21 protein-coding genes are annotated in these 20,361 nt (G+C 32.0%); 11 read left to right on the top strand and 10 right to left on the bottom strand.

The window, feature by feature from the left end; all coding sequences use genetic code 11:
* Positions 1 to 8: 8 nt before the first annotated feature.
* The 4 genes from ACFWM3_RS08470 to ACFWM3_RS08455 all read left to right on the top strand — a co-directional run bounded on the left by ACFWM3_RS08470 (position 9) and on the right by ACFWM3_RS08455 (position 4,299).
* Positions 9 to 737 (top strand): alpha/beta hydrolase, encoded by a 729-nt coding sequence (locus ACFWM3_RS08470; RefSeq protein ID WP_056473676.1) that lies wholly within the window; start codon positions 9 to 11, stop codon positions 735 to 737.
* 113 nt (positions 738 to 850) lie between these two features.
* Complete coding sequence (locus ACFWM3_RS08465) at positions 851 to 1,366, top strand: YjcG family protein (RefSeq protein WP_056473673.1); 516 nt, start codon at positions 851 to 853, stop codon at positions 1,364 to 1,366.
* Positions 1,363 to 1,794: a GNAT family N-acetyltransferase gene (locus ACFWM3_RS08460; protein ID WP_056473672.1), complete on the top strand. Its 432-nt coding sequence runs from the start codon at positions 1,363 to 1,365 to the stop codon at positions 1,792 to 1,794. Before ACFWM3_RS08465 ends, ACFWM3_RS08460 begins: the two co-directional genes overlap by 4 nt.
* A gap of 210 nt (positions 1,795 to 2,004) precedes the next feature.
* Positions 2,005 to 4,299, top strand: a complete 2,295-nt coding sequence (locus ACFWM3_RS08455) for an ATP-dependent helicase (protein ID WP_390311030.1) — start codon at positions 2,005 to 2,007, stop codon at positions 4,297 to 4,299.
* Positions 4,300 to 4,368: 69 nt separating this feature from the next.
* Here ACFWM3_RS08455 and ACFWM3_RS08450 read toward each other — a convergent pair whose 3' ends face one another.
* Both ACFWM3_RS08450 and ACFWM3_RS08445 read right to left on the bottom strand, forming a co-directional pair.
* Positions 4,369 to 4,560, bottom strand: coding sequence for a cytochrome C oxidase subunit III (locus ACFWM3_RS08450; RefSeq protein WP_390311029.1), 192 nt, complete (start codon positions 4,558 to 4,560; stop codon positions 4,369 to 4,371).
* 68 nt (positions 4,561 to 4,628) lie between these two features.
* Positions 4,629 to 4,979, bottom strand: coding sequence for a DUF1360 domain-containing protein (locus ACFWM3_RS08445; RefSeq protein ID WP_056474236.1), 351 nt, complete (start codon positions 4,977 to 4,979; stop codon positions 4,629 to 4,631).
* Positions 4,980 to 5,272: 293 nt separating this feature from the next.
* On the opposite strand from ACFWM3_RS08445, the gene ACFWM3_RS08440 reads away from it, so the two are divergent.
* A complete protein-coding gene (locus ACFWM3_RS08440; RefSeq protein WP_390311028.1) occupies positions 5,273 to 5,818 on the top strand; it encodes a CotY/CotZ family spore coat protein in 546 nt (181 codons plus the stop codon).
* A gap of 61 nt (positions 5,819 to 5,879) precedes the next feature.
* On the opposite strand, the gene ACFWM3_RS08435 is transcribed toward ACFWM3_RS08440, so the two are convergent.
* A complete protein-coding gene (locus ACFWM3_RS08435) occupies positions 5,880 to 6,398 on the bottom strand; it encodes a CotO family spore coat protein (protein ID WP_390311027.1) in 519 nt (172 codons plus the stop codon).
* Positions 6,399 to 6,640: 242 nt separating this feature from the next.
* Here ACFWM3_RS08435 and ACFWM3_RS08430 point away from each other — a divergent pair, with 242 nt between their 5' ends.
* Positions 6,641 to 7,114: a spore coat protein gene (locus tag ACFWM3_RS08430; RefSeq protein WP_390311026.1), complete on the top strand. Its 474-nt coding sequence runs from the start codon at positions 6,641 to 6,643 to the stop codon at positions 7,112 to 7,114.
* A 379-nt stretch (positions 7,115 to 7,493) separates the two neighbouring features.
* On the top strand, positions 7,494 to 8,159 hold the full coding sequence (locus ACFWM3_RS08425) for a hypothetical protein (protein ID WP_056473661.1): 666 nt from the start codon (positions 7,494 to 7,496) through the stop codon (positions 8,157 to 8,159).
* Positions 8,160 to 8,703: 544 nt separating this feature from the next.
* Here ACFWM3_RS08425 and fabI read toward each other — a convergent pair.
* Positions 8,704 to 9,474, bottom strand: coding sequence for an enoyl-ACP reductase FabI (gene fabI, locus ACFWM3_RS08420; protein ID WP_390311025.1), 771 nt, complete (start codon positions 9,472 to 9,474; stop codon positions 8,704 to 8,706).
* Positions 9,475 to 9,853: 379 nt separating this feature from the next.
* Between fabI and ACFWM3_RS08415 the strand changes: the two genes are divergently transcribed.
* A complete protein-coding gene (locus ACFWM3_RS08415; protein ID WP_056473658.1) occupies positions 9,854 to 11,014 on the top strand; it encodes an FtsW/RodA/SpoVE family cell cycle protein in 1,161 nt (386 codons plus the stop codon).
* Between the two features lie 165 nt (positions 11,015 to 11,179).
* The gene (prpE, locus tag ACFWM3_RS08410) at positions 11,180 to 11,938 is read left to right on the top strand and encodes a bis(5'-nucleosyl)-tetraphosphatase PrpE (protein ID WP_390311024.1); all 759 of its coding nucleotides are present in this window, start codon (positions 11,180 to 11,182) and stop codon (positions 11,936 to 11,938) included.
* A gap of 228 nt (positions 11,939 to 12,166) precedes the next feature.
* Here prpE and ACFWM3_RS08405 read toward each other — a convergent pair whose 3' ends face one another.
* Genes ACFWM3_RS08405 through ACFWM3_RS08390 form a run of 4 tightly spaced genes read right to left on the bottom strand, consistent with a single transcriptional unit; the run spans position 12,167 to position 14,895 of the window.
* Positions 12,167 to 13,054 carry an RluA family pseudouridine synthase gene (locus tag ACFWM3_RS08405; RefSeq protein WP_390311023.1) on the bottom strand — a complete coding sequence of 296 codons (888 nt, stop codon included), beginning with the start codon at positions 13,052 to 13,054 and terminating at the stop codon, positions 12,167 to 12,169.
* Between the two features lie 14 nt (positions 13,055 to 13,068).
* Positions 13,069 to 13,860 carry an NAD kinase gene (locus ACFWM3_RS08400; RefSeq protein WP_390311022.1) on the bottom strand — a complete coding sequence of 264 codons (792 nt, stop codon included), beginning with the start codon at positions 13,858 to 13,860 and terminating at the stop codon, positions 13,069 to 13,071.
* 15 nt (positions 13,861 to 13,875) lie between these two features.
* On the bottom strand, positions 13,876 to 14,499 hold the full coding sequence (gene yjbM / locus ACFWM3_RS08395) for a GTP diphosphokinase (protein ID WP_056473653.1): 624 nt from the start codon (positions 14,497 to 14,499) through the stop codon (positions 13,876 to 13,878).
* Between the two features lie 15 nt (positions 14,500 to 14,514).
* Complete coding sequence (locus ACFWM3_RS08390; protein WP_390311021.1) at positions 14,515 to 14,895, bottom strand: UPF0738 family protein; 381 nt, start codon at positions 14,893 to 14,895, stop codon at positions 14,515 to 14,517.
* 135 nt (positions 14,896 to 15,030) lie between these two features.
* Here ACFWM3_RS08390 and ACFWM3_RS08385 point away from each other — a divergent pair, with 135 nt between their 5' ends.
* Positions 15,031 to 15,621: a CYTH domain-containing protein gene (locus ACFWM3_RS08385; protein ID WP_390311020.1), complete on the top strand. Its 591-nt coding sequence runs from the start codon at positions 15,031 to 15,033 to the stop codon at positions 15,619 to 15,621.
* A 390-nt stretch (positions 15,622 to 16,011) separates the two neighbouring features.
* The gene (locus ACFWM3_RS08380; RefSeq protein WP_390311019.1) at positions 16,012 to 16,884 is read left to right on the top strand and encodes a DsbA family protein; all 873 of its coding nucleotides are present in this window, start codon (positions 16,012 to 16,014) and stop codon (positions 16,882 to 16,884) included.
* A gap of 276 nt (positions 16,885 to 17,160) precedes the next feature.
* Here ACFWM3_RS08380 and pepF read toward each other — a convergent pair whose 3' ends face one another.
* Together pepF and ACFWM3_RS08370 are read right to left on the bottom strand one after the other, a co-directional pair.
* A complete protein-coding gene (gene pepF / locus ACFWM3_RS08375; RefSeq protein WP_056473646.1) occupies positions 17,161 to 18,981 on the bottom strand; it encodes an oligoendopeptidase F in 1,821 nt (606 codons plus the stop codon).
* Between the two features lie 53 nt (positions 18,982 to 19,034).
* The gene (locus tag ACFWM3_RS08370) at positions 19,035 to 20,240 is read right to left on the bottom strand and encodes a competence protein CoiA (RefSeq protein WP_390311018.1); all 1,206 of its coding nucleotides are present in this window, start codon (positions 20,238 to 20,240) and stop codon (positions 19,035 to 19,037) included.
* Positions 20,241 to 20,361: the final 121 nt, after the last annotated feature.

The following is a 20,361-nucleotide window of genomic DNA, read 5'->3' as shown; positions in this document are numbered from 1 at the left end:
GACATTTTATGATTCAAACAAATGGTACTAGAGAAGAACATACATTATATAGTGAGCATATTAAAAAAGAGATAACATTTACAATATACTATTCAAGCATGCACACTCCGTTAATAAAACATCACTTATTAATTGCCCAAGATGGACAAGATTATTTTAATTTAGGAAAAGTTCATCGAGTAATTGAAAAATTAACAAAAGAAGGTTCAATTCAGCCTACAATTATAGTGGGTATACCATATTCTTCACCAGATGAGCGCTTTAAACTATACCACCCTTCTCAACCTGGTCAAAAAAACTATATTCGTTTTTTAGCTGAAGAATTACTTCCATATTTAGATGATCATTTACCTTTACTTGGATTAGCCCATAGCAGAACATTAATCGGCGATTCATTAGGTGGTACTGTTTCATTACAAGCTGCATTTACATATCCTAATACATTTGGACAAGTCATTATGCAATCACCATTTGTGAACGATGATGTCATAGAATTTTTAAAGAATACAAAATTAAATTCGATTCTTTCTATTGTTCAAACTGTTGGAAAACAAGAAGATAATGTTTTCACACCAAGTAAGCAATGGGTTAATTTTGTCAAAGGTGGTTTACAGTTAAAGGAATATTTAGCAAATTTCCCTGTAGAATTACATTACTCAGAATATGAAGGGGACCATACTTGGACAAACTGGGAAAAGCAACTTGAAGATGTATTAAAAATTAGTTTAGCAAAATAATTCGTGAAACTTAGCGATTTTCAAAAAATTTGGTATAATTAAAATTAGTTATTTTTATTTTGTTAATTTTTTCAAATTAAAATATAAAGTATTGCAAACAGGAGGTAATTTTTATGAAATGTGGCGTTGTTATTTTCCCATCTAATTTCGTTCAAGAAAAGGCTAATGAGTATAGAAAACGTTTTGATCCAGCTTATACGTTAATCTCTCCTCATGTAACATTAAGAAGTGGATTCGAATTAAACGAAGAGCAACTTCCAAATATTATTTCACAATTAAATGAAATTGCGAGTCAAATTGAACCATTTGAATTGGAAATTAATAAAGTAAGTTCTTTTGCACCAGTTAATAATGTCATCTATTTAAAAGTTACACCTGTTGAAGCATTAAAAGAGCTTCATGAAAAAATGCACACTGGCGCTTTCCCAGAAATAAAAGATTATGCTTTCATACCGCATATTACAATCGGTCAGCAATTACAAGATGCTGAATTTGCTGATATTCTAGGCCAGTTACGTATGATTCAATTTAGTTACAATGAAGTAGTAGATAACTTTAAATTAGTTTACCAATTAGAAAACGGTGCTTGGGAAGTGTATGAAACATTTAAATTAGGAGCAAAAAAATGAGCATTCGCACAATCGTCGCAGCAACAGACTCAAGTATACAAGACGCTCTTAAAGTACGAGTAGAAGTTTTTGTAGAGGAACAACAAATTTCAAGAGAATTAGAGTTTGATGGCCTTGACGAAGAATGTATACATTTTGTTTCATACGATGGAGAACAGCCGATTGCTGCAGGTCGACTTAGATTAATCGAATCGACTGGAAAAGTTCAGCGAATTTGCGTTTTAAGTAACTATCGAGGAAAAAAAATTGGGAATGAAATTATGTACTTAATTCATAAAACTGCAAAGGAAAAAGGCTTAAATCAATTAGTCCTACACGCACAAGAATCTGCCATTCCTTTTTATGAAAAATTAGGTTATGCAATCTCTTCCGAAATATTTTTTGAAGCTGGTATTCCACATGCCGAAATGAAACTAAAATTAAATTAAACACACTTAAAACTATGATTCAATTGAATCATAGTTTTTTCATGGAAAAAAAAAAACTATACTCGAGGCTATGTGACAAATAACGATCATACTAATGTATTTAGTTCTATCCAGATGAAAAGATACTTTTTTCCCATTAAAATTCACTTTTCGTACACAAATCTTTTTGGTAACATAGATGAGTCTGCTTTAATTTTAAGGGGGAAAATAATGAAAATTGCAAACTATCAAAATCAATCAATCTATTTACCAGAATTCCCTCGATCAAGATATGAGGAAATATATCAAGCCAGTATTCGCGGGGAAGTTAAATGTGTTAATTGCCATCAAAAATTAAGCTTCACATTAACTATTTATGATATTCCTCATTTTTATCATATAAACAAAGAGCAAAATCTAGCATGTATAAATCATATCGTAGAGTTGGAGCAAGAAATTGTTGCTAGATTTGAACATAATAATTCTACTACCGAAAATACTAACGATCGTATTATTAAACTACCTACTAAGCGTTCGATTTCAAATACAGCTACAATCGAAAAAATAGATGAAAATCAATTTATTAACAGACTACCTTTTTACAATATTCCACCATATAAAAAAAATGAACAAAAAACGGATGAATTTGTAATCAATCAAATTTCATTAGATTCACAACAATGGAATGCTGTTACACATATCGGTTCGCCATTACTTGTACTTGCTGGAGCCGGAAGTGGTAAAACACGAGTCATTACAACACGAGCAATGCACTTAATGAATAGCGGTATACTCCCGCATGAAATGATGCTCGTAACATTCACGTCAAAAGCATCTGCAGAAATGAAAGAACGAATGAAAGGTCTAGGTTACCCTATTCAACAAATGGAAATTGGTACCTTTCATAGTATTTTTTATAAAATGCTTTTACGGTTTGATCGTGCAAAATGGGATTCAAGTCGATTAATTAAATCGGATTTTCAAAAGGAGATCATGTTAAAGCAAATTGGTCGACGACTTGAAATTGATGAAAAATCATTTGCATACGACCAAGCTATTCAACAAATCGGCTTATGGAAGAACTCTTGTGTTTATCCACATGAGATTAGATCAAAAGATGCTTGGGAAGAACAAGTCGCTTCTCTTTATGAAGGCTATGAATCATTAAAAAAGCAAAACGGACAATTTGATTTTGACGATATGTTACTCGGTTGCTTTGAAATGTTAAATGAAAATAATGAATTACTTTTACATTATCAAAATCGATTTAAATGTTTATTAGTGGATGAGTTTCAAGATATTAATAAAATCCAATTCAATATTCTAAAAATCCTATTTCAACATACAGAAAACATTACAGCTGTTGGTGATGATGATCAGTCAATATATGCGTTTAGAGGAAGTGACCCTAGGTTTATCTTAGACTTTAAAGAGCATTTCCAAGGATCTACAATTTATCATTTAAGTGAAAATTATCGTTCCACCCACGGGATTGTATCATTAGCAAACGAAGTTATTAAGCCTAATAAAAACCGCTTTGTCAAATCAATGCATGCTCAATATGACTACGATCAAGTACCTTCTTTCTTCTTTCCATACGATGAAGAAGAAGAAGCAACGATGATTATTAATGATATGAAAGAAAAAATTAATAACGGTGCAAATCCAGGACAATTTGCAATTTTGTATCGCACTAATACTGCATCAAGGGCTGTTTTTGAACGATTAATTGGAACAAGCTTACCGTTTACAATCGATCAAGATGGTGACTCATTTTATGATCGACCGATTATTCGAAAAATGATCTCTTTCCTACTATTAATAGGAGATGAGGATCACCAAGCAGCATTGAAGGAAATATTACCTGTCTTTTTTCTAAAACAACAAGCATTTCAAGATGCAAAAATGAATAGTGTAATGCAAAATCTATCTTTCTTAGAAGCATTCACTACTATTAAAAGTGCAGCACCATTTCAAATTAAAAAAATTGAGAACCTGATAAAGATTTTACGTTATTTAAGACATGCATCTCCTTTAGATGCAATTGAGCGAATTGAAGAAAGTCCAGCATTTATGGACTATATTAAAAAACGTGGAAATGAGTCTAATAAAATCGAACGACCTTCTGATGATTTAAGAGATTTAAAAGTCGTAAGCAAAAATTTCAAATCAATTAGAGAGTTTATTGATCACGCATTTCATATCTCTGCTAAATTTAAAGAATATAAGCAGAAAAAAAATCAGTCATCACAAGGTAATATTTCGCTTTTAACAGCTCACCGTTCAAAAGGATTAGAGTATGATTATGTTTATATTCTAGGTGTTGTAGACGGCGGATTCCCTCATGATTATGCTTTAGAATCTTTAAAAAATGGTAACTTAGATCAACTAGAAGAAGAACGTCGCCTTCTTTATGTGGCATGTACAAGAGCTAGAAAGCTATTATACTTATCCATCCTTCAAAAAAGAAGAGGCAAAAAAGCTAATTCTTCAAGATTAATTCGACGTTTTATTAATAAAAAATGAGATTGAACAAACTAATTTTAAATATTGGACAAAAATAAAGGTGAGCAAATATGCTCACCTTTTTATAATTTATCGTCTAGTTGTTCTACTGCCACAGCCACAACCTGATTTTTTCACATAGCCGGCCGGAGCGCCTTGGTAATATGGGTTATAGTTCGCTTGATTCATTTGTTGTTGCATTATTTGTTGTTGCATTTGGTACTGTTGTTGTTGTTGTTGCCATTGATAAGGAGTCATTTGACCTTGACCTTGATTATACATATCTTCCCTCCTATATAAGTCTATTCATAATAGTATATGAAAGGAATTTTCAATCGTTCTACCTAAAATTACGAATTCAGTCTATTAACAATCGTTTCTATTACGCCTGCTGCCCCTGCAATAGCTAATAAAATGATGATGAACTCTCCCACATGTGGGAAGAACACATATATTAATAGTAAAAACGCTGTACACCAAATTCCACTACACCAAGTACAACTTAATAACTCACCAAAAAAGTATTGAATTCCACTTCCTTTAATCTTTGTATAAGTAACTGGCATCCCATTTTCTTCAAGAGTTATTTCATCAATAAAAGGTCTTCTTAGAAAAGCTGTTATTTTATCGTGAACAACTAAACGAGTCAATCGAAAGCTTGCCAAAATTAAGATGAATAGCAACAACCAACTTATATCCATGTTAAGTACGAAGGACATGGGATATGGATGCAAGGGCTAAATAATCTCACTTCCTTACCCTACGTTTATGCTCCTCTAATCCCTTCCAACCCTTCTCCTCCCCTTCTCTTTTTTACTCTCCCTATTCCCCTTTTACAGATCTAAGCTCTGCTTTGTCCTTCTAGCTTTAACTGTACTACTCTGCTCCTAAGCCCATTTATCTAAAAAAGCAATAATCTTCAGTAACCGTTTTTCGCCTGCTTAATATCATAGTTAATGTAATATCCATCTAAAAGTGATAAGGAGTGAAAAAGATGAGTTGCAAAGACAACCACGACAAAAAAAGAAACCACTGTGTATGTGACGTTGTAAAATTCATAAACGATCTACAAGATTGCGCAACACACACTTGCCCAACAGGTTGTGACGTTCCATTCTTAGGTGCTAACCCAAATGTACCACTTGCAAATACTCGCCCTTTCCTATTGTATTTAGCAAACGGTGAATTATTTAGAGTACCAGCATTTAATAATAATATGATGGCAGTTATGGCTCAACAAGCTAATAATCAAAATCAAGACGGCAACCAAAACAACAAAAACGCTCAAGTCAACAATTGCCAAGATACAGTTGTTTTCCGTGTTGAAAGTGTAGATGATGATTGCTGTGCGGTGTTAAGAGCATTAGTTCCTGTTAAAACTGGTGACGGCAAAGACAACAACAAAAATAACAACCAAAACACTTTCTGTGAACTACTAGACGGTGAAATGTTTGTTGCTTCAAACACTTGTGTAACTGTTGACTTAGATTGCTTCTGTGCAATCCAATGCTTACGTGACGTACACGTTTCAAATCTGTAAGTTTAATGTAAACTAAAAAACTATGGGTGGTAGATCATGTATCTACCACCTTTTTAACGCCTTAAATACCTACCATTTGAATACTTACAATACTTTGAATATCCAATTCGACGTCATTAATTTTTGAAGAAACCTTAATTGAAACCTTTCCTTCGTTGTAACCCATAATATAGCCAATATATAAATCTTTTTCTGTTCGAATTCGGCACTCAACCTTTGGAATATAATGAGGCTTATTGATCATAAATAAAATTTTTTCTTCATTCGTCATAGCTTTAAATGGTTTTTTCATCCAAGCATTGTCTGGTTCGACTTGATCTTCTTGTTGATCTTCTTGTTGATCTTCTTGTTGATTTTCTTGTTGATCTAAATTCACAACAACTTCTAATTCCTCTACTTCTTCTAGATCTTCAACTTCTTCGTATTTAGGAGCTACATATTTTTTATCCTTTTGTTTTTGATCCTGATTATTTACTTTGACCACATAAGAGTGTTGTACGTTCAACTTGGCTTCTTGAAAATCCGGCTGCGCAATATATAATAATGGCTTTACACCTTCTTTAGACTCTTTTCTTGCCATTGTTGTTCCTCCCTCGTAAGTGTGCTCTCATAAATTATATGAACAGACAATATTTATCATGTTACTTTTTTCTCAAACAAGTAACCTACAAATTTGATAGAAATACGATATATTCGCCTATCAACACTTGACTAATTTTATACATATTCATATAAATTGGACAAATATCCTAGTACAAACAATTGACAGGGCACATATAAATACATTGTAACCGCACAGAAAAAACAAGGAGCGATGAAAAAGTGAATAAAGAGTTATTCTCAGTATTCGTAGGTAAAGGAGTTAGAATTGGTCGAGGAGGTCATGAATCTAAAGAAGGTTTATTAATTGGTGCATTTGGAACACATATTGCTCTTTTTACAGAGGCTGAAGGTGTAATCTACTTCCCTTATACTCATATTAAAAGCGTAACTTCATTTGCTAAAGGTAAATTATCTTTTGATGAAATGTACAATAAGATTGAATTATTACCAAACGAGAGTTTTGTAGACTTATTAAATTCTCAAGTTAGACAATGGGTAAAAATTAATCGCGGTGGCCACGACAAAGTTGAAGGCATTCTTCTTGATGCAAACCATGATTATGTAGAAATTTCTTTTAACGATGAACTAGTGTATATTGCTACTTATCATGTAAAAAGTGTAAGTTTCGGAGAAAAATTTGAAGTTTACGAAAGAAGTAATACGACAAGCCAAACATTAAGAAGAAGAAAATAATGTTTAGAAAGGTCGTTTTATGAAATAAAACGACCCTTTTTTATAAAACTTTGACCCTCGATGCCATTCTAATTATGTAAAACCATTATAAAGTAATTTGAAACTATACTTAATTTTGAGTGGTAATCAATAGATCATTGGAAGTATGCTGTTATGAAATAACTGATCCATCTATAAAATTTTCAAACTTAATAATCTTTTTTCATTCATATAAGACAGGCACTATCTACCTTGCCAACCTTTAGATGAAATGATTGATTTTATTTAGACAAACTATCATCCTAATTGATATGTCCATATTAATAAAATTGAAAATCCTTTTTCAGAAATGAACATGTCTGAATCATAATGATTTATCTTTTTAAGAAAGGAGAAAATCATGGCAAGTTTCAAAAATTTTCTCAACAAACAAGTTACAATTGAAATATCTGGTAACAGTAATGTTGATGGAATCTTAATTGAAGTTGGAAATGATTTATTAGTTGTTTTCAATGGTGAAAATTTCCTTTATATTCCACTACTTCATATTCATAATCTTAGTGAAAGTACACTCGAAGAATCCTTTGGTGTTGTCCCTTCCCTACAAGAATTAGAACACGAAAAAGATGAGTTATCTTTACGTAAAGTATTAACTGCTGCCAAAGGGATTTTTGTAGAAATTAATCTATCAAATAATCGTTCTTTTCATGGCTTTATTACAACCATCATGAATAATTACTTCGTATTCTATTCACCGATTTATAAAATCATGTATATATCCCTACAGCATTTAAAGTGGTTAACCCCGTATCTCACTGAAAAAACCCCTTATATGTTAAGTCATAATTTATTACCTGTTAATCCTTCTAATATCCCTTTAGCACGCACGTTAGACGTTCAATTAAATAAGTTGATTGGTGAATTAGTCGTAATGAACAGTGGAGAAAATTACGAATATATAGGTAAGTTGAGTTCCATTGACTCAAATTTCATAGAGTTGACTACATCTAGAGGAGAAAGCAAATTAGTAGGTCTTCGTCACTTAAAATCAATTTTTATTCCGTAAGAATTAATTAAAATTAAAATGCCACTTTTAAAATAGATAAGTGCCTATTTATGACCATCATAAGAAGGCACTTTTTTTATTTGACTAATATGTCAGGTTAATTTCCCTAAACGAATGTTTACCTATATAAGGAAAAGGAAGGACGCTTATTTCCACTGCAGGATGTACGCTTTAAATAGGAGCATGAGCTGAGCTATTTCGTTCCAAAGGGATCTTTAGCCTTCCCTCATCTCCAATTTGAGATGAGCAACATCCGTTCTAATCTGATGAGTTAGTTACTTTCTGCTTCTCGCTGTTGTACTTACTCATGAACACCTTGTGAGTATGTTATTTTCGTCTTCTCGCTCTCTTACTTACTCGTGAACACCTTATGAGTATGTTATTTTCGTCTTCTCGCTCTCTTACTTACTCATGAACACCTTATGAGTATGTTATTTTCGTCTTCTCGCTCTCTTACTTACTCAAGAACCTTAGTTAAAGTATGTTCATTAAAAACACGAAAAAAAATAGAAGCCATTAAAGACTTCTATTTTTCTTGCTCTTCTTATCCCATTATATGGTATCCAGAATCAACATGAATGTTTTCTCCAGTAATACCTCTTGCTAAGTCACTAAATAAGAATAAGGCAGAATCTCCTACTTCTTCTTGTGTTACGTTTCTACGTAATGGAGCTTTTTCTTCGATCTCTTTTAAGATTGTATTAAAGTCGCCAACACCTTTTGCAGAAAGCGTACGGATTGGCCCTGCAGAGATTGAGTTTACGCGAATATTGTCTTTCCCTAAATCGTTTGCTAAATAGCGTACAGAAGCTTCTAGAGCTGCTTTAGATACACCCATTAGGTTATAGTTTTGCATTACACGCTCTCCACCTAAGTATGTTAGCGTAACAATGCTTCCACCTTCAACCATTAATGGTTTTGCTTCACGAGCTACTCCTACTAAAGAGTAAGCACTAATGTTTTGTGATAGTAAGTACCCATCACGGCTTGTGTCTACAAAATCACCTTTTAAATCTTCTTTATTAGCAAAAGCGATACAGTGTGCTACACCATGAATTGTGCCTACTTGCTCTTTAATTGATGCAAAACATTTTGCTAAATCCTCATCACTAGTTACATCACATTGAACTAAAAGATTGTTTGGATTTTCTAATGAGTCAGATAATTCACGAACACCTTTTTCTAATCTTTCAGTTGCGTATGTAAAAATTAAATTTGCTCCCGCGCTATGTAATGATTGTGCAATACCCCAAGCGATACTACGGAAGTTTGCAACACCCATAACAACAAAAGTTTTGCCTTGCAATGAAATCATATTATTCATCTCCTTTATTATTAGTTATTAGTACTAGATACTAAAATAGTAGCACAAATACGATGAATTGAAAATAGTAAAGTTATATCTAGCTTTATCCACATAAAGAAAACTCGTCGACTGACGAGCTTTTTAGGCGAAGTCAGAGGCGTAGTTGCACTTATACTTTGTTCCTAGAATTGGCTACCACGTCGAGTACTATTCCTAGCTGCCGATTTATATTTTAAAGTGAAAAATATAAATATAATAGTTTATTTAAAAAGAGTTTATAGTTTTGAATTCCTTTAAGGACGAAAATAAATTATAATGATGATTGTCGTACATTAAATGTGCCTATTTAAAAGCATACTAATAATACTTATTATAGAGAGGTGAGGACATGAAGGAAGACCGTACATCTCCCTTTCAAATTGATTTCAAATTACTTTTTATCCTTTTTTGTATTGCCGCTGTAAGTTACCTTGCAATTACTAGTGCAATGCCAAGCCTTCCTGCAAATCTAAGAAACATCAATTTCGCTGGACAACAAATTAAATGGTATATCATTGGACTTGTTGGTATTGCTTTAATTATGATTATTGATTTTGATCGATATAAAAATGTTATTTGGTATATGTATGGAATTGGACTACTCCTGCTACTTGGATTAGAACTGCATATCCCAGGTGCTAAAACTATCAAAGGTGCAACGGCGTGGTACACATTACCTGGTATCGGTAACTTCCAACCATCTGAATTAATGAAAATTTTTATGATCATTATTTTAGGAACGATTATTTCAAGACATAATGAAACGTACGCTGTTCGTGGAAAAAGAGAAGATATTTTACTATTAGGTAAAATATTCGGTATTTCATTACCTCCTTTACTACTAATTGCGAAAGAGCCTGACTTAGGAAATACAATGGTTATGTGCGCAATTATCGCAACAATGATTTTAGTTTCTGGAATTCGTTGGCGCTATATTCTTGGACTAGTTGTATTAACGATTTGTCTTGGTGCTTTCATGGTTTATCTATACTTTTATCATTTTGAATTTTTCACTTCGCATATACTTGAGGAATACCAGTTAAATCGTTTTTACGGTTGGTTAGCACCGTATGAATATCCTTCTCAAGGATATCAGCTTACTCAAGCATTAATGGCAGCTGGTTCTGGTTTACTTACTGGTAAAGGGTTCCATCACGGTGAAGCATACTTCCCTGAACCACATACAGATTTTATTTTCACAGTAATCTGTGAACAATACGGGTTCATAGGAGCAAGTATAGTAATTTCATTATTCTTCTTATTAATTTATCGCATGATTCATATTGCTTTAGAAAGTAACGACAAATTTGGTAGTTATCTTTGTGCTGGTGTAGTCGGAATGTTTACTTTCCAGATTTTCCAAAATATTGGTATGACGATCGGTCTACTACCGATTACAGGTATTACTCTACCATTCGTAAGTTATGGAGGAAGTTCTCTAGCAACTAACTTACTTGCAATAGGATTCATCCTTAATGTGAGATCTAGAACAAATAAGTATATGTTCTGATAGAGTAGAAAATTAAAAAAGACAGGGGTAAAGATCTAATGAAGATCTTTACCCCTTCTTTTTTTATTTAGCAATATCGTTACTTGAAAAGTTCTTTGACGCTGCTTTTTTGGGGCATACTACGAATATTACTTGTTGAAATAACAGACTAAAAGGATTGATAGAATGAAATACGATATTATAGGTGATATTCATGGTTGTTATAATGAATTTGTTGAATTAACTAAAAAACTTGGTTATTCGTGGGAGAATAATATTCCTGTTCACCCTGAAAATCGAAAGTTAGTTTTTGTTGGTGATTTAACGGATCGAGGACCTAATTCGCTTGCAGTAATAAAAGTAGTATATGAACTTGTGATGAAGCATAAGAAAGCACATTATTCACCAGGGAATCATTGTAATAAACTTTATCGATATTTTCTTGGTCGCAACGTAAAAATTCAACATGGACTTGAAACAACAGTTGCTGAATTAGAGTCAGTTAGTGATAAGGAGAGGAGCCATTATCAAACATCGTTTATAAAACTTTATGAAGGTTCTCCACTTTATAATGTTTTATACAATGGAAAATTAGTTGTTAGTCATGCTGGTATACGTGAGGACATGATTGGTAAGCATTCAAATAATGTTAAAACATTCGTTTTATATGGAGATATTAACGGTGAAGTGCTTCCAAATGGAATGCCCGTAAGAAAAGATTGGGCTAAAGAGTATAAAGGTAAAGCATTAATTGTATATGGTCATACTCCTATTAAGGAGCCAAGAGAATTAAATAATACAATTAATATTGATACTGGCGCTGTCTTTGGTGGTAAACTAACAGCATTTTCGTATCCAGAACGTACATATACTCAAGTACAATCTTCAATGCCATACATTGAAGAAAAATTTAGTTTTTACGCAGAAAAAGAAAGCAGAGTTTAGGAAAGTCATGCTGACCCTTTAATAGAATATTTTAGCTTAAATAGATACAAAAAAAGTAGGTTTCTAATCGGAACCTACTTTTTTGCTGATAATGTAAGCGCTCACTTATCAGCTTAATATATTAGTCTCTTCCATCCCCATGGAGAAACACTACATACTAAAAATAATCTATATTTCATAAATTGTCAATAATTTATACAAAATTTAGACAAATTTATTACTTGACATTCACGATTCCAATAAGCTCTTTAAATCAACAGGTAAAGCGATTTCAAAGTTTTTTTCCGTATGATCAATCGGATGAATAAATGACAATTGATAACTATGTAACGCCTGTCTTTTTAATAGATCAGTATTACCTCCATATAAGTCATCCCCGACTAATGGATGTCCAATCGAAGCCATATGTACGCGGATTTGATGTGTTCGACCTGTTTCCAATTCTAATTCAACAACTGAGCTGTCTCTATTTACGACAAGGACATTAAAATGTGTGATTGCTTCTTGCCCCTCTTCAGAAACAATTCTCTCGATAATACTATCACTTTTCCTAGCAATCTTTGCTCGTATTACCCCTTCTGTATCATTCATTTGTCCATGAACAATTGCTAAATATTTTCTTTGTACATTTTTTAATTCATTTTTCGAAAACAAATAATGAATATAACGATTTTTAGCAATTAACATTAATCCCGAAGTATCTTTATCTAATCGAGTTACAATATGAATGGTAGATTGGAGCCCAATTGTTTGATAATAAAATAATAATCCATTTGCAAGGGTTCCACTAGGATGCTCTCTAGAAGGTATACTTGGTATTCCAAAAGGTTTATTTATGACTAATACAGCATCATCTTCATAAACAATTTCAAAAGGAATATCTTCAGCTATAAGTTCCTCACTTGGTTTCTCGATTGGAAAATAGATCTGTACAAGATCTAATTCTTTTAAAATTGTACGGACAGTTTTTTCCTCACCGTTTACGGTAATTTTTCCACCTTGAAATTTTATATCTGTGAGAGCACGTTTAGAGAGCTCCTTTAATTTAAGAAACTCTCTAAGTAAAATTCCATTATGCTCTGTTTTTACTTCCCATGATAAATTAAATTGCTTCATATTCTTCACCATTTTTATTTAACAAAAGAATCAACGACACGCTTCCAAAATGGAAAAGGTCTAAAACGTGCAAAACGGACTTTTTCATGAGCTACTCGACATTGAATCGATTTAACATCTTGATGCACTATTGTTTTATGATCTAATGTAATTTGAAAATTTGCGTTTCTTACAGGCTTCAGTAAGCATGTATGATGTTTCGGTAAAACAAGAGGTGAACCAATTGTACGAAAAACTCGATTATTAATTGATGCCATCTCAGCAATTTGAATCGCTTCAATTGATGGATGAATAATTGCTCCACCAAGTGCTTTATTATACGCTGTACTACCTGAAGGTGTAGAAATACAAAGACCGTCACCTCTAAATGTCTCAAAATGCTGACCTTTTATTTCAACATCAATCACTAATGTACCTTCAAGACCTTTTATCGTACATTCATTTAAAGCTAATGTTTGCATTTCTTTTCTTCCATCCTTATAACGGATGATCACTTCCAATAAAGGATATTCAACTACTTGAAATGGAGTCTTCGCAATTGCAATAACAAGCTTTTCTACCTCACTTGGTACCCAATCTGCGTAAAACCCTAAATGCCCAGTATGAACCCCTACGAAAGAAACTTTATCGAGAAGATGAGTGTAATGATGAAAAGCATGAAGTAAAGTCCCATCGCCACCTACAGATATGACGATTTCAGGCTCTTCTTCATCAAATTTAAAATTAAAACTCTCTAAATAATCTCTCATTCGTTTCATCAGTTCATTGGACTCTTTATCGCCCTTAGACATAATTACGAATTTCATTTTCTCGTCCTTTCCTTACTGGTCGTTTTTTTTCGAAAACTCTGCTTGCGCCTCTTGAATTTCTCCTCTAATAAGAGACATTTCTTCATCTAATAGAAACGCTGCTTCAGCCGCTCTTTGTAATCGTTCATGAATATTTTCAGGGTATTTCCCTTTGTACTTATAATTTAAAGAATGCTCTATTGTTGCCCAAAAATTCATCGCAAGTGTTCTTATTTGAATTTCAACTAAAACTTTTCGTTCACCTTCAATTGTTTGAACTGGATATTCAACAACTACATGATAAGAACGATATCCGCTATCCTTTTTATTTGTAATATAATCACGCTCTTCTACAATTGTAAAATCTTTCCGTTTGCGAAGTAGCTCAACTACATTTTTAATATCTTCAACAAATTGGCACATCATTCTCAGACCGGCAATATCCTGTAATTCAGTTTCTAAATTCGCTAATGGAATACCTTTTCTAATCGTCTTATTAACAATGCTATGAATAGGCTTAACTCTCCCAGTTACAAACTCAATTGGGGAATGCTGATTAGTTTCTTCAAACTGTTTTCTAATCCCTTTTAACTTTACTTTCAATTCACTTACTGCTTGTTCATAAGGTGCTAAAAAACTTTCCCATTGACCATTCATCCAATCACCACCAACTTACTTCTCTTCTAAAAATGCGCTTTGAACTTGCTTAACAAATTCTTCTCCATAGTTAAAATTCCCTTCAACATTTTGGATTAAATAAGTTAACTCATCATTCCAATTATTTAGTGAAAGACTCTTTTCACCGACCTTTAAAAATACGTTTAACTTTTGATCATTTGCTTTTTTCAAGTCCGACCAATACTCAGAAGGAACTGTAACATATACAAATTCTTCATTTTCTTCTAATATATACAATAGTGAACTTTGATCTGAGTCTGCAATCATTGTTCCTACTTCATGACACTGTTCTAAATTCATTTTTGTATCGTCGATTAATAGAAATAAACCATCTTCATTTATATTTATTCCATTTATTTCAAGCATTTTTCTCATCACTGAAACCTCAACCTTTTTAATGTATGTATTTTATTTAATTTTGACCATTTCTATTGTAACATATCAAATAGAAAATAGACGACGACTAGCACATTCAATAACAAAAATAATACTAAATAGAAGGAGTTAATTATGGCTAAAGAAATTGAAATTGAATTTAAGAACTTATTAACAAAAGAGGAATTTGAACAGCTAAAATCCTATTTCCAAATTAACGAGTCGAGTTTCCAATCACAAACTAATTATTATTTTGAGACACCTGATTTTGCAATTAAAGAACATGGTGGAGCGTTAAGAATCCGCAAAAAGTCCCTAACTTCATTTACATTAACTTTAAAAATAAAACAAGCAGTCGGACATTTAGAAATTAATCAAAAAATTAGTGAAACTGAAGCATCAACTATGCTAAAAACATACGTTCTTCCAGAGGGAGAAGTAAAAGAATATATTAACGAAGTAAAATTAAACTTAAATTCCCTAGTATTAATAGGTGACTTAACAACAAACAGAGCAGAATTTCCATACGAAAACGGACTATTAGTTTTAGACCACAGTACATATTTAAATCATGAGGATTTTGAGTTAGAATTCGAAGTTTCGGATGAAAACAATGGTAAACAACAGTTTATCAATCTGTTAAAAAATCTTCAAATTCCTAGGCGTAAAACATTAAATAAAATTAGACGCTTTTTTAATGTACAACAAGGAAATCAGACTAACTGACATCTGAGTACCATTTTAATTTAAATAGCACAACGTAATTAGTTACTTTTAAACGTCGAAAAAACCAAAAGGGTATATTTCGGCGTTTTTTTAGTATGAGCAATTTAGAAAAACTCCTTACTTGTAAACCAGACTACATTTTCAGTTTTTAATATCCATTTCAATAATTGATTTTGAAATCGATCAGGCTTTTGGGACTGCCCCTTTTTACCACCTTACTTAAATGAATTAAGGAAATATTAATAGATTAATGAAAAATAGTGCATCATATTTGAAATATTAACTATCCGTTGCTACAATACCATTAGAGAACAAACGTGTTATATCTTACAAATTAATTTTCAAGTCTGTTATAGTACGGACGAATGAATTGCATTAAGGGTGAAATATATGAATGACAAACAATATAAAAATGAATCAATCACGCTTCCCGAGCAGAATTGTACAAAAAAATCGATTGAATTGTATGTATTCATAGATCCACTTTGTAGAAATTGTTGGGATTTTAGTACAATTTTAAAAAAGTTTCACTTAGAATATGGTCAATATTTTTCATCTACTTATATTCCAGTTAGTCGATATTACACAACTAAAAAACTATTAGAAAAACGACCTTCTCAGCTTGCATTCGTGTGGGAGAAGACAGCTAGCAGATCGGATATCCTTTGCGACGATCACTTATGGATTGATAATAAAGAACTTTACCCATACTACTCTGCAATTGCATTAAAAGCAGCTGAGCTTCAAGGTAGAGTAGCTGGCGTTAGCTACTTAAAAAAGTTACAAGAATATTATTTCTTGAAGGATTTAGACATTACAGATCAAGATGTTCTTATCGAATGTGCTAAAGATATAAATATTGATGTAAAAGAGTTTATGGAAGATTTACACAGTACACACTCAATTAAAGCTTTGCAATGTGATATTAAAGTTACGAAAGAAATGCATGTAACTGAAATTCCAAGCGTTGTATTTTTTAATGAAAATATTGAAGAAGAAGGCTTGAAAGTTTCTGGATTTGAAAGCTATCAGACTTATGTAAAAATATTAGAACTAATGACTAATAAAAAGTTAGAAAAACGAGAACTACCTGATTTAGCTGAATTTATTAAATTTCAACCATTTGTTACGATTAAAGAATTATGTATGATTTACGAACAATCCACTCAATGTATGGAGTTAGAATTAAAAAAATTAATCCTACGTAGAAAAGTTAAGAAAATTGTCCAAAAAGATCAAATTTATTATCAGTATATTGTTTAAGAAATAAAAAAAAGACCTAGCTTTCGCTAGGTCATTTTTTTGATGTAATATTTTACATCAAGGGGATGGGAGAAATTTTCACGTTCAACAAAGGGGTATTTGTGTTTGTGAAGTAATTCACACCCTTATAATACAATTTATTTTAGAGTTTGGCAACCATTTGAGAAATATTTCACATTTTAGACACAAAATAGTAGGTATAAAGATATAGAAAAAGTTAGGTTAAAAAAAACAAACACATATAGGTTTGATGCTACATGTGTTTGTTTAAGTAAGTTATTTGTTAAATAGAAGTTCTTCCATTTCGTTTAACATTTCTTCAAACACTTTCAATGCTTCTACGATTGGTTGTGAAGAGGTCATATCCACACCAGCTTTTTTCAATACTTCAATTGGATAATCCGAGCTTCCTGCTTTTAAGAAGCCAAGGTATCTCTCAACTGCTGGTTCGCCTTCTTCTAGAATTTGTTTTGAAAGTGCTGTTGCTGCACTGAATCCTGTTGCATATTGGTAAACATAGTAATTGTAATAGAAATGCGGAATTCTACTCCACTCTAAACCAATTAACTCATCGATTACGATCTCGTCACCAAAATATTTTTTATTAAGCTCGTAATATGTTTTTGTTAATAAATCTGGTGTTAATGCCTCACCATTTTGAGCTAAAACGTGGATTTGATGTTCAAACTCTGCAAACATCGTTTGACGGAATACAGTTCCTCTAAAAGTCTCTAAATAGTGGTTTAGTAAATAAAGTCTTTGTTTAGGATCTTCCGTATTTTTTAGTAAATAATCATTTAAAATAGCTTCATTACAAGTAGAAGCAACTTCAGCTACGAAGATTGAGTAATCACCGTAAACATAAGGTTGATTTTTACGAGTATGATAACTATGCACTGAATGACCAAATTCATGTGCTAATGTAAATAAATTATTTACATTGTCCTGCCAGTTCATTAAGATATATGGGTTCGTACCATACGCACCAGAAGAGTATGCTCCGCTTCGTTTTCCTTTGTTTTCTACAACATCTACCCAACGGCTTTCATATGCCTCTTTTAGAATTTCAACATATTCATCACCTAATGGTTTTAATGCCTTTAATAAAATTTCTTTTGCTTCATCATACTTAACTTCCATTTTTACTTCTTCTACTAATGGAGTAAATAAGTCATACATATGAATTTCATCAAGCTTTAACGCTTTTTTACGAATAGCAATATAACGATGTAATAAATTTAAATGCTCATTTACTGTAGAAACTAATTGATCATAAACAACTTCAGGAATTTCGTTATTACTTAATGCTGCATGACGAGCATTATCATATTTTCTAACTTTTGCTTTGAAATTATCTTTCTTTACAGCACCACTTAAAGTACTTGCAAAAGTATTTTTATACGCATCATACGTATGATAAACCGCTTCAAAAGCTTCTTTACGAACGCGACGATCTGCACTTTCTAAATAGTGAATATAACGACCATGTGTGATTTCTACTTCTTCACCATTCTCGTCTTCAATCGTCGGGAATTTTAAATCCGCATTATTTAACATTCCAAACGTATTGCTAGAAGAAGATAACACTTCAGATGCTTGTGCCATAATTTCCTCTTCAGCTGCTGAAAGAACATGTGGTTTTTGCTTTAAAATTTCTTCTAAAGAGTGCTCGTACAATTTCAGTTCATCATTTTCTTTAATAAACTTTTTCAATGTATCTTCTGAAATTGTTAATAATTCAGGCACGAAGTATGACATTGCACTTCCAGCCTTAGTGTATAGATTTTTCGCACGATCATCTAAAGCTTGGTATGTAGAATTTGTTGTGTCTTGATCGTAACGCATATGAGAGTATGTATACAATTTACCTAATAAAAACGAAATTTCATCCTGTTTTTTTAATGCATTTAAAAGTGTTTGTGATGACTCACCTAATTTACCTTTAAACTCTGAAAACGATGGGATTAATTCAAGTACTTTTTTATACTCTGCTTCCCATTTTGCATCTGTTTCATAAATATCTTCCAACTTCCAAGTTAATTCTTCTTGAACTTCACTTCTAGTTGGTAATTTTTTAACAGCTTTTTGTTCTAGCATGTCTGATCCCCCTAAAATTATTATTAGTATTAATAACATTCCAGCGTCTGATATTAATAATCATTTGAATCAGTTCTTGCATTAAACAACAAATCAAATGCTGTATTAGCGCTCAGACAGTCTTCATCCAATGCTTGTTGGAATGATGTTGGAATAATAGCATTAGCTATCTTCATTATTTTACCATTTTTAATACGTTTTACGATTCTAATTTTTACTAAAAAGTCAATATACTTTTCTACACATTTCTCCAAATTATCAATTTCATTATCTTGAAATTGATTAACTCTCCAATTACCATACTGTACTTCCATTTTTACAGACTGAATTATTTTATCAGTAAAGATTAGTTGTCCAATTTCTACTTCATGAAAAAATTTAAAATATATTTGCCCCTGCCAAAAGATACAATGTTCTTTAATTATGCAGTTACTTTCTAAAGGAACCCCAATTACCGCGGGAAAATAATTCATATTTGCATTGTATAAATACTGTTTAAAAATCTTTAAATTACCTTTAGTATGCAAATGTTGATATAGTCTAAAATCCTTTTTTAAACGATTCCATTTAGAGACAAATACTTTTTTATCAATTCTATTTGGAGATAAAAATTCCTTAAGACTGAAATTATTGATTGGAATTACGTTCTTTTGACCAATATATTGGACTGGAGAAAATGCTATTAATGAGGAAAGCACTATAAATGATTGTAATGTAGGATTATAGAAGAGAAGTGAAAAAACGTTAATTCTAACAAGTGAATAAATAGAAAGGGAATTAATATAGAAAGATGACCATCTTTTTTGATTTAATAGTTTGTCATTTAAGATCCACAAAACTTTCATTCCACTATCTTTAAAAGAGTTTGTTCTCTTTATCATTATTTCTAAAGGAATAACCGAACATTGATATTCAACACATATTTGATCAGTATTTAATCTAATTAATAAATCAGGTCTTTGATTTAATTCAGGTATATATTTTTCTACCTCAACATTTACATTAAACCTTTTAAAAAATTGGTACAAGGCAAACTTCCCTTTATAATGGTCAATACTTTCTTTCTTCTCATTCTCACATTCAGACAAATCTATATGTGCAAAATGAGTTACCTTCTTTACTCCAATTTTAAGCCTCACTTGCTTTTTACAAATCGGGCAAAAATATGGTCCGTTTTGCTTTAATCTTAATAAATCCTCTGTCTTTTTAACTTCAAATAAATTAATAGTATGCTCTGCTGTATTTAATGCGACGATCATATTTACCATAACCTCCTTCCCAACTTACTTCACTATCCATTTCGTATTTTCCTTCAAAAAAATTAAAAACGATTTTTCAAATAAAAAACCTACCAAATATTGAAATTCTATTCGGTAGGCT

Origin of the sequence: Gottfriedia sp. NPDC058432, assembly GCF_042721555.1 — a bacterium.
In the GTDB taxonomy this organism is placed as follows: Bacteria; Bacillota; Bacilli; order Bacillales; family Bacillaceae_G; genus Gottfriedia.
Note: the sequence above shows the minus strand (reverse complement) of the source record. Positions and strands in the feature narration are given on the sequence as shown.